The following is a 9,502-nucleotide window of genomic DNA, read 5'->3' as shown; positions in this document are numbered from 1 at the left end:
TCCCAAGCCAGTGGATTTACAACGAAGAAAAAGCCAAAATATCCCAGCTAGTTCATGTTCATCAGCGAGAGATTCAAACTTGCCAACTCGAAGCTAATGAGCTAAAAGAGCGAGTTACTCAAAATTACCAGTTTTATGTTGATGAACAACAAAGTCATCAACAAACCCTCTGCCTCTACAACGAAGAAAAAGTGAGAGCAACTGAATTGCTTACCAAATATGAGTCAGTAAACTCTGAACGAGAAATGTATTTGGGTTTATACAATGAGGCTAAAGCAGAACTCAAGCATGAGCGACGTTCTAAAGCTAGTATTAAAGGATGGGAAACTCGCCGTAAAGCCGAAAATGAACGACTAAAACGGGAAATTGCCCAGATGGTTGTGCTACTGCGTGAATCCTTAGAAAGTAAGGATGAAGCAGTAAACAGTCTTTACGTTGTAGCAGAGCGTATGGATCGGATTCAATCTCTAGTTGATTCGGTAGAAGAAGAAACAACTAACAATCCTATGGGTTTGGTACAAAAGTTTAAACGCATCTGGCTGGCTATTAAAGATATACTATCTGAATAAATAAGCATACTATGAGCAAAAAATCACTCCCAACCACGCAAAAAAAAGGTAAAGCGAGGTTGGGAGATCAAATTCGCAGTATTGCTGATCGCCTTAAACAAGAGACTGATGTACAAATAAAAGCAACTTCTAAGATTTTAGGGGCTGCTGCTCAAATTGCCGAAAATCATGATCGACTTATTAGTGAAGTAGTTGATATGGTTGAGTCAGACCTTAATTTAGAAAACCAGGTATCTCAAAAGCATATTTATACTGTTGATATTCTGAAGCAAAAGTTTAAAACATTACGGGATGCAAAGGCTCACTTTAAGCTGAAAGTTAGTAGTTGGGAATCACTTGTTAATAAATTAAATGCTGCCTCTTCCCAAACAACCATAATACAGAATAAACCTCAATCAAATCAGGTTGTGACAGACAATAATATAAAAAATATTGAAGATAATTACAATAATTTTGAAAAGTTAATAGTTTTTTTAGAACCTGATGTTGCAGAAATGTTTCCCAATTCGGAAGCAGTAAATGAAGCTCTGCGTTTTCTAATTAGAGTTGCGAGTAAAAATTGTTTTTGAAACTATGATGTTGCACCCATAAAAATTGTACATACTTCACGCAATTAAAAACTGCTATAGCCCTACTTAATCATTTGTGAACAACAAGATTCCCCGATCTCTGAGAGAAATCGGGAATCTAAGCCGTGGAAATATGACAGCGTGTCTTTTGACATGATTTTACTATTACAGCAACAATACTACGTGGTGACTTAATACAGTTCGGATAAGATCCCCCCGCCTGTGGCGACCCCCGATAAATTGGGGTATAACCAAGATTATTTTAGCACTTATGGCCCTACAGGAGCATCATTTTATCGTAGAGGGTCTTTAGATACACAACAACTCACAGCTAGAGTAGATCATGAGTGGAAAATTACTTCCAATAATAAATTGCGTTGGGGATTAGATTTGAAAAACACCGATTTAATCGGTGATGTTTTGAGTACAGATCCTACTAGGATTACCGAAAACGAAACTGAAGATAGAAGTATGTTTAATACAGCTTTATTTGCTGTCAATACTTGGAATATTAGTGATAATTTTTTGATAGATTTAGGGCTAAGGCAAACATTTGACAGCCAGTTTGGAAATTATCTCAACCCTAGTTTTGGGTTACGTTATGCTGTCACACCAATAGTAGCAGTGCGTGGAAGTTGGGCAGGGGCACAACGCAATCCTGGGTTAGATCAGTTGTATGTTTATGATACGGTTCATGGTTGGAAACCTAATCCTAATTTAAGACCGGAAACCGACTCTAGTTGGAGTGCGGGAGTAGATGTAAATTTTTCTCAAAATCTGATTGGACAGTTTACTTACTTTGGTAGTAGTATAAGCGATCGCTTGGAAGTCATCGCCGGAATATGGGAAAACATTGGATTAGTAGATACCAATGGTTTAGAGGCAGCTTTGCAATTAAGAATTGCCCCAGGCTGGTCAACTTTCCTCAACTATACTTATACAGATGCTCAAATAAAAACAGGTACAGACAGAGGTTTACAGTTAGGTTTAATTCCCTACTCTGTACTTCAAACTGGCGTAGGTTATGAAAATGCGGGATGGCAGGCTAACTTGTATGTTACTTATAATAGTGGCGCTCGCAGATCCATCTTCGCTAACCCTGGTGACAAGGCTACAGATTTTGCACCATCTTTCGTAAATTTAGATTTGACCGGTCGTATACCTTTAACTACCAATTTAGGATTGACAGTTTATTTAGAAAATCTACTCGGTGAGCAATATGAGCGAGTGAATCGCATATATAGTCCTGGATTCACTTTTCGTTTGGGTTTAAGCGCTAATTTTTAGGTGTCTGTTTTGCTCTCTGTGTTCTCTGTGACTCTGCGGTTTAAAAGTTATTTATTGAACCACAGAGGCGCAGAGAACACAGAGTAAAGAGGAGTTTTTTGGTAAAGACGACGCACCACTATACCAGGACTTACGCAAAAATCGCCGAAAGGCTTAATTTATCGAACCGCCAAGACGCCAAGAACGCCAAGAATTCGTAGAGCGTGCGTAAGTCCTATATACAACATCGTGCGTTAGGCTAAAGCCGTAATCCACCCTATTTAAGATTTACTTTTAATCTAAAATATAAAATTGCGATGAGAGCTAGAATTGAAAATAAAGTGCTTTTTATCCACCACGAAGATTTACCAGAGTTTAAGAAAGGTGGTTCGGTGGTGAGAAACTCTTATTTTTGGGCGCTACGTTCAATTGCTGGTAAAGCTTCGCGTTATCGGGATTGGGAATATGAACCGGAGGTTTGGCTAGCACTTTCACGAATGCTTTTGTCATTCGCTGAATCTGGGTATTTAGGTCTTAGAGAAACTTTGCTGGAGTTTCCTTTATCTCAAGGGGAAATTCCTAGTTTACTGCGAGATGTATCCACTTTTGAGTAGGGTTGCATAGCTTTTGTTGGCAGAAAACACCGAAATGAGTAAGTCAAATGACCTTTTGCTTGCGGAAAACACTAAAATAAGTAAGCAAACTGGGGTTTGAGTAAGTCAAATTAACTTTTGCTTGCGGAAAACACCAAAATGAGTAAGCAAACTGGGGTTTGAGTAAGTCAAATTAACTTTTGCTTGCGGAAAACACCAAAATGAGTAAGCAAACTGGGGTTTGAGTAAGTCAAATAAACTTTTGCTTGCGGAAAACACCAAAATGAGTAAGTCAAATGACCTTTTGAGTAAGTCAAATGACCTTTTGTGAAAGCATTTAAGTATTTTGAGAAAGTAATCAGGCATTTTGATAAAGTAATCAGCAAATATACCTGACAATTAAAAATTGCGGCTGGACACTGCCGTAATTAAAATTAGGGTGTTGCTGATTCCATGTAAGTAGTTGGACAAAAATATTTACAGTCATTGCGAACGTTTCACTGTAGGAGAATAACATGAAAGTAGCAATTATTGCTAAAACATTACTTACATCCATCGCTTTGTTAACTTTATTTGCCCCAAGTCAAGCATCGGCTCAACTTATACCGCAACCTTGGGTTTCAGTCGGTGGAAAAGATGGTGATATAACTTATGGTGTAGGAGCTAGGGCTTTAAATTTTGGGGTTGAGCTAGGAATTGGCCCTGATGGTGCTACGGGAGTAGATGTTTTGAAATTTATCAGTTTGCCTGTCATTTCACCTTATGTAGGAGTTGGACTTTATTCAGAAGATAAAGGTGTTGCAGTTTCAGGCGGCGTTCAGGTAGGCGCTACTGATAATGTTTTTGTTGGTGCTGGTTACAATTCTATTCGTGGGTTTAATGGGCAACTGGGAATAAGATTCTAACAGTTAAGTAAGTTAGCGAGAAAAATCCCATTTATATGGAGAAATATAAAGTTCATGTAGGGTGTATTATGCCGTAGGCTAACGTATTTTGAATTGCCAATGGTGCGTTACGGTGAAAGTTAGAGAGACGTGATAAATCGCCGTCTCTACAGGAAATTTATCCATCAATTATTTATTGACAGACTACTACTTAGGGCTATTCGATTTTAGCTTTTATACAAAGCACTCTGTTGGTTTTTGCACTTGGTGGCTGAAACACCAATGAAAGCAATGAAAGTCATTAGACCTAAGACAGAGTTTGGTTCAGGAACGGATTGGATTCCAAAACTATCATCAGCGTATGTGCGGAATGTGTAATCATAATATGGGAATGATTGAAATCCTCTGTTTGCATAGACTTGACCATTTGGATATGGATTGTTAGTATCACCAGCGATCGCTAGGTTACTGAACGATTCAAATATGAGGAATAAAGTCTGATTGGGTGTAACAACTACAGGGTTCCAGAATACTTCTGTCCACGCATCGGGAACCTGTCCGAGTGCTATACCACTTGCTAAAACCGTTCCTTGAGCATTCCACAAGGATATTTTAACGTCACCAACTGTTCCAATACCCTCTCTAAGTTTTATGGCAGCACCTGCAACATTATTAGCTGTTGGTTTGAATGATTGTGCTAAGTCTGACTGCGAAAAATATGCCATGTTTACATTACTGCTGGACTGTTCTTGATCGATAAACAGTGCAGCATTTGCCGACTTAGCTTCTAACCCCATAAAAGCAGCTGCTAATGCTGATCCAATAACAGCAACTGACAATTTTTTTACACTTTTGAAAGTCAATACCATTGTTTTTACTTTGAAAGACAATTTTTTTGTCTTTTCGGTTATGTTACAGTATGCATATTAATATACACATATAATCTTTAAAAAACTCTTGTAGTGAATTTACATAAAATTTATGAAAAAAGCTACTAGTATAGAAAAGTTTGAGAATTAAAATTGAGATGTGACAACGGTTACAAACATATTTTTAACGTCTATAAAAACTATTGTTATATTTAAAGGAAGGATGAAGTATCGAATCAGGTACTTAATTAGGTGCTAGTATGGTTAACCTTGAAAATATTCACTCGTTAACAGACTTCCGGCGCAATGCCAGCAACTATGTTGAGCAAATCAAGGAAACGAAAGCTCCACTGGTTTTAACGGTGAATGGCGAAGCAGCAGTGGTGGTTCAAGATGCGCGTGCTTTCCAGCAGATGCTTAATCGATTGCAGCAGCTTGAAGAAGAACTAAACCAACTGAAGCTAGAAAGCTTGCAACAGGAAATTCAAAAGGGTATTGACCAAGCTGACAGGGGCGAACTCTTAAATGGGGAAGAAGTGATGGCAAGGACACCGAATTTAGGCAGGGGGAATAACTGAAGTTGAGATTACAGCAGTTTTCATGTATTTGAACCACATCTATCGTAGGGGTTTAGCAATGCTCATTGGTGTCAACAAAAGCCTTGAAATAGGTTAACTGTTGGCGGACTCACCCGCCTAGAACTAAAGTTCAAGGCTAATAGCTAAAGTCTACTGAAGTAGACTAAAGATTTTTGCGGATATTTAGTAATCTTTAGATTACTTTTGCTATTAGCAAGGAACTTAAGTTCCTTGCGGGACATGGCTTTTACGTTAAGTTGACACGTATGAGCTGGCTCGTGCCCCTACGATAGATGTGGTTCAAATACATGAAAACTGCTGTAAGGTAATTGCACTATTGTCAAGTGGGTGCGGGAAAAGGGGACAAATCAAGCTTGGGTGCTTTATCCAAAATCCTTTGTGAGCAAGCTTTTTAAAACTTAATGGCAAAAGTCAGATCAAGAGAAGTGATCACGAAACTTCCTTACGCGATAATGGCTATAAACTACGAAAAATTACGTTGTTACAGCGTTGTCGCTGTCTATTTTCATCTCCAAAATATTGCTGAAATTATCCTTATAATGTTGTATAAAAATTTGCATATTATTACGAAAGTATTCGCTAATCTGCTCTGTAAGCTTTTAGGACAGCCTAGTATTAGTAATTTAGAAACTCAACTGCACGATCAACACGTTCAAATTCAACAGCTAGAAAAGCAAGAAAGGGCGCTTTACCGAGTTATTAGCAAAATCCGAGCTTCTCTTGAGTTAGAAACAATTTTTCGTACAGCCACTAAGGAAACTTGCAAGTTACTCCGCATCGAGCGGATTGCCGTCTATCGTTTCTATGAAAACTGGGGTGGAGAATTTGTCAGCGACTTTGAGTTTGCAGAGACTGGATGGGATGATGTAGAAACATTAGGAAAAAATACAGTTTGGAATGACTCTTATCTACAAGAACATCAAGGTGGACGGTATCGTAATAATGAAACTTTAGTTGTTTCAGATGTCTACGCAGCAGGTTTGTCTCAATGCCATTTAGAAATTTTAGAACAGTTCCATATTCGAGCTTATGCAACTGCACCAATTTTTGTTGGAAAAAAACTGTGGGGAGTGCTTGCTGCTTATCAGCACTCACAGCCACACGAATGGAAAAAATTAGAAATTCAGTTTCTGTCTCAGATTGCAACGCAGTTAGGATTTGCAGTTAAACAAGCAGAATTTTTAGCTCAAGCAGAACAAAAAGCAACAGAACTGTATAAAGCAAATCAGCAGCAGGATATTCTGTTTAATTTAGTTGCTGAAATTCGTGAATCTCTTAATCTAGACACCTTATTTAAGACTACTGCACGAGAAATTCGTAAGGCTCTCCGTAGCGATCGCGTCACTATTTTTAGATTTGATCTGGAATCGAACTATACCTCTGGGGAGTTTGTCTCCGAGAATATATTGCCTGACTACGATTCTACGATCGCCATAAAGGTGAAGGATGATTGTTTTGGTGAAAAATATACAGTTGCTTATCACCAAGGGCGTATACAGGTATTATCAGATATTTATCAAGCTGGGCTAAAGGATTGCCACATTCAACTGTTAGAGCAATTTCAAATCAAGGCGCAAATTGTTGCACCTCTAATGAAAGGAAAAACTTTATGGGGATTACTATGTGTTCATCAGTGCCATTGTTCACGCGAGTGGGAAACGTCGGAAATTCAATTTATCCAACAGTTAGCAGCTCAGTTTAATGTAGCTTTAAAACATTCTGAATTATTAGAGCAATCCCGCTCTCAAGCTAATCAACTTGCTCAAGCAAACCATGCTTTAGAACTTGCAAATTCTCAGCTAGAAAAAATTAGTAAGCTAGATGCTCTAACTCAAATTGCAAACCGTCATTGTTATGAGCAATTTTTAGAGCAGGAATGGAATCGACTAAGACTAACTGAAAATTATTTATCTTTAATTCTATTTGATATTGACTATTTCAAGAATTATAACGATTCTTATGGACATCTAGCTGGGGATGAATGCTTAATACAAGTTGCTCGTGCAGCCCAAGCTGTATTAAAGCGTCCTACCGATCTACTAGCTCGTTATGGTGGTGAAGAATTTATTGTCATTTTGCCAAATACGAGCGAATCAGGTGCTATTAAAGTAACTAAGTTGATTCAAAAGTCTATTCAAGAATTAAAGATTCCTCACATGAAGAATAACTTTCAATATTTTGTAACCGTCAGTTTAGGTGTTGCGATTGCTATACCAACAGCTAAAAGTTCAGCTCAAGACTTGATTAACGCAGCCGACAAAGCTTTGTATAAAGCTAAAGAACAAGGACGCAATAGGTGGGTTTGTGCTGCAACTAAGTCCAGTGACGAGGAATAGGGGTTCAAAAAGAGGCAGGGGAGCAGGGGGATTGTACCTGAGTTACACCCCGACTGAACGAAAACTACTCTTGTTGAAGTGGGGGATTGAAACCCTTGCTCCACTTCGTTTTGCGGCAGGGCAGAAGGAGCATTCCCGCTGCCCTCTTCGTGTGATTTTTCTGCCTCACTCCTAACTCACTTTCGGCTTGATGTAGGCGATCGCTTGTTTCCAAACGGTGGTTTGCTGACTGTTTTCATCAGCAATACAGATACACTGTGGATCTTGCCATAAAACCCGTCCTGTAATCACATCCTGAGTCAGCAGCTTTAACTCTACTGGCGTTGTTTGTTTAATCAGGTTTTGGACTTGTATAATACTGGGTAAAGTGGTGTCAAATTCGGTAAGCATTTTTAGTAAAGATGAACCTACAAGGCAAAATAAAGAGTAACTAATCCTTGATAATTCATCCTTAAAGAAATGGCAATCGAATTTACTAAGTATCATGGTCTAGGTAACGACTTTATTCTGATTGACAATCGCTCGTCATCTGAGCCTGTAATAACTCCAGAGCAAGCCATCAAGTTGTGCGATCGCCACTTTGGCATTGGTGCTAATGGTGTAATTTTTGCCCTACCTGGAGAAAATGGCACTGACTACACCATGCGAATTTTTAATTCCGATGGTTCAGAACCAGAAATGTGTGGCAATGGTATTCGCTGTTTAGCTGGCTTTTTAGCAGACTTAGAAGGCGAATCTCGGAATCAAGACTCATATCGCATTCATACTTTGGGTGGTGTAATGACTCCCCAACTTTTATCTGATGGTAAAGTTAAAGTAGACATGGGTTTACCCAGGTTACTCGCTAGCGAAATTCCGACTAATCTTGTACCCGCCCAAGAAAAAGTCATTTCTCAGCTGTTAGAGGTGGCGGGGCAAACTTGGGATGTCACCTGTGTAAATATGGGAAATCCCCACTGCATTACCTTCGTAGAAGATGTAGCAGCAATTGAGCTAGAAACCATCGGCCCCAAATTTGAGCATCACCCAGTTTTCCCTCAACGCATAAATACCGAATTTATTCAAGTGGTACGCCGTGACTATTTGAAAATGCGGGTATGGGAACGGGGTGCTGGAATTACATTAGCTTGTGGTACTGGTGCTTGTGCTTCCTTGGTAGCTGGAGTGTTAACTGGGAAATGCGATCGCACTGCGACTATAGAATTACCTGGTGGCCCCTTGCAAATTGAATGGTCAGAAATCGACCAACGGGTTTACATGACAGGCCCGGCTGAACGAGTATTCACGGGTAAACTGTAACCGACTTACTATTGGCATTACTCAAGTAGTAGTGCCATATAAATATCCTGACAGGTGTAGGTTTATTACAGATGTGCCTAAAATGGGCTTTTTACGTTGCTTGAACACTCAAATTTTAGAACTTGTCATCTCAGAACTGGAGGAAAAATGAAAACAATTGAAGATTTAAGAACTCGTATTAAAGAACTTAGTACACAAGCAGTTGAATTGATGCGTAAAGCGACGGAAGTATGTTTAATTGACCGAGAACAAGCCAAACAGTACAGACAACAAGCAAGAGAAGCTGTGAAACGATGTGAAGTATTGAGACAAGAAATTAAACGTCAACAAGCAGTTTAATTAGGAGTTAAAATAATCTCTCGAACTGTTGTAACTTATGGGTTGCAACAGTTTTTATAAGAAAGGCTAGCTGAAAACCCTTGAGAAACAGCGCGGAGTCGGAGACACTCCGCCTCCGAACACAGTTGCGTATTTCGTACTTTAGGCTGCGTGTTGAAAGCTTTCGGGCGGCGTTTACG

At 39.2% G+C, this 9,502-nt stretch carries 10 protein-coding genes and 1 pseudogene; 9 read left to right on the top strand and 2 right to left on the bottom strand.

The window, feature by feature from the left end:
• From LC574_RS12510 to LC574_RS12490, 5 genes and pseudogenes are all read left to right on the top strand, one after another.
• On the top strand, window positions 1–569 hold a 569-nt coding region (locus tag LC574_RS12510; protein ID WP_229453819.1), incomplete at its 5' end, for a hypothetical protein.
• 11 nt (window positions 570–580) lie between these two features.
• The gene (locus tag LC574_RS12505; protein WP_229453818.1) at window positions 581–1,138 is read left to right on the top strand and encodes a hypothetical protein; all 558 of its coding nucleotides are present in this window, start codon (window positions 581–583) and stop codon (window positions 1,136–1,138) included.
• A gap of 240 nt (window positions 1,139–1,378) precedes the next feature.
• A pseudogene (locus LC574_RS12500) lies at window positions 1,379–2,425 on the top strand (TonB-dependent receptor plug domain-containing protein); the annotation flags it as partial.
• Between the two features lie 296 nt (window positions 2,426–2,721).
• Complete coding sequence (locus LC574_RS12495) at window positions 2,722–3,018, top strand: hypothetical protein (RefSeq protein ID WP_229453817.1); 297 nt, start codon at window positions 2,722–2,724, stop codon at window positions 3,016–3,018.
• Between the two features lie 494 nt (window positions 3,019–3,512).
• Complete coding sequence (locus tag LC574_RS12490; protein ID WP_229453816.1) at window positions 3,513–3,902, top strand: hypothetical protein; 390 nt, start codon at window positions 3,513–3,515, stop codon at window positions 3,900–3,902.
• Between the two features lie 206 nt (window positions 3,903–4,108).
• Here the strand turns inward: LC574_RS12490 and LC574_RS12485 are convergent, their stop codons facing one another.
• Window positions 4,109–4,720, bottom strand: a complete 612-nt coding sequence (locus tag LC574_RS12485) for a DUF4082 domain-containing protein (RefSeq protein ID WP_229453815.1) — start codon at window positions 4,718–4,720, stop codon at window positions 4,109–4,111.
• A 290-nt stretch (window positions 4,721–5,010) separates the two neighbouring features.
• Here LC574_RS12485 and LC574_RS12480 point away from each other — a divergent pair, with 290 nt between their 5' ends.
• Window positions 5,011–5,328 (top strand): type II toxin-antitoxin system Phd/YefM family antitoxin, encoded by a 318-nt coding sequence (locus LC574_RS12480; RefSeq protein WP_229453814.1) that lies wholly within the window; start codon window positions 5,011–5,013, stop codon window positions 5,326–5,328.
• Window positions 5,329–5,888: 560 nt separating this feature from the next.
• Window positions 5,889–7,685: a sensor domain-containing diguanylate cyclase gene (locus LC574_RS12475; protein ID WP_229453813.1), complete on the top strand. Its 1,797-nt coding sequence runs from the start codon at window positions 5,889–5,891 to the stop codon at window positions 7,683–7,685.
• Between the two features lie 171 nt (window positions 7,686–7,856).
• On the opposite strand, the gene LC574_RS12470 is transcribed toward LC574_RS12475, so the two are convergent.
• On the bottom strand, window positions 7,857–8,075 hold the full coding sequence (locus LC574_RS12470) for an RNA-binding protein hfq (protein ID WP_229453812.1): 219 nt from the start codon (window positions 8,073–8,075) through the stop codon (window positions 7,857–7,859).
• A gap of 69 nt (window positions 8,076–8,144) precedes the next feature.
• Here LC574_RS12470 and dapF point away from each other — a divergent pair, with 69 nt between their 5' ends.
• Together dapF and LC574_RS12460 are read left to right on the top strand one after the other, a co-directional pair.
• Window positions 8,145–8,984 carry a diaminopimelate epimerase gene (dapF, locus tag LC574_RS12465; protein WP_229453811.1) on the top strand — a complete coding sequence of 280 codons (840 nt, stop codon included), beginning with the start codon at window positions 8,145–8,147 and terminating at the stop codon, window positions 8,982–8,984.
• A 147-nt stretch (window positions 8,985–9,131) separates the two neighbouring features.
• Window positions 9,132–9,323, top strand: coding sequence for a hypothetical protein (locus LC574_RS12460; RefSeq protein WP_229453810.1), 192 nt, complete (start codon window positions 9,132–9,134; stop codon window positions 9,321–9,323).
• Window positions 9,324–9,502: the final 179 nt, after the last annotated feature.

The organism is Nostoc sp. CHAB 5715 (assembly GCF_020829685.1).
Taxonomy (GTDB): domain Bacteria; phylum Cyanobacteriota; class Cyanobacteriia; order Cyanobacteriales; family Nostocaceae; genus Nostoc.
The sequence above is the reverse complement of the archived record's forward strand: the minus strand, read 5'-3'. Positions and strand labels throughout refer to the sequence as shown.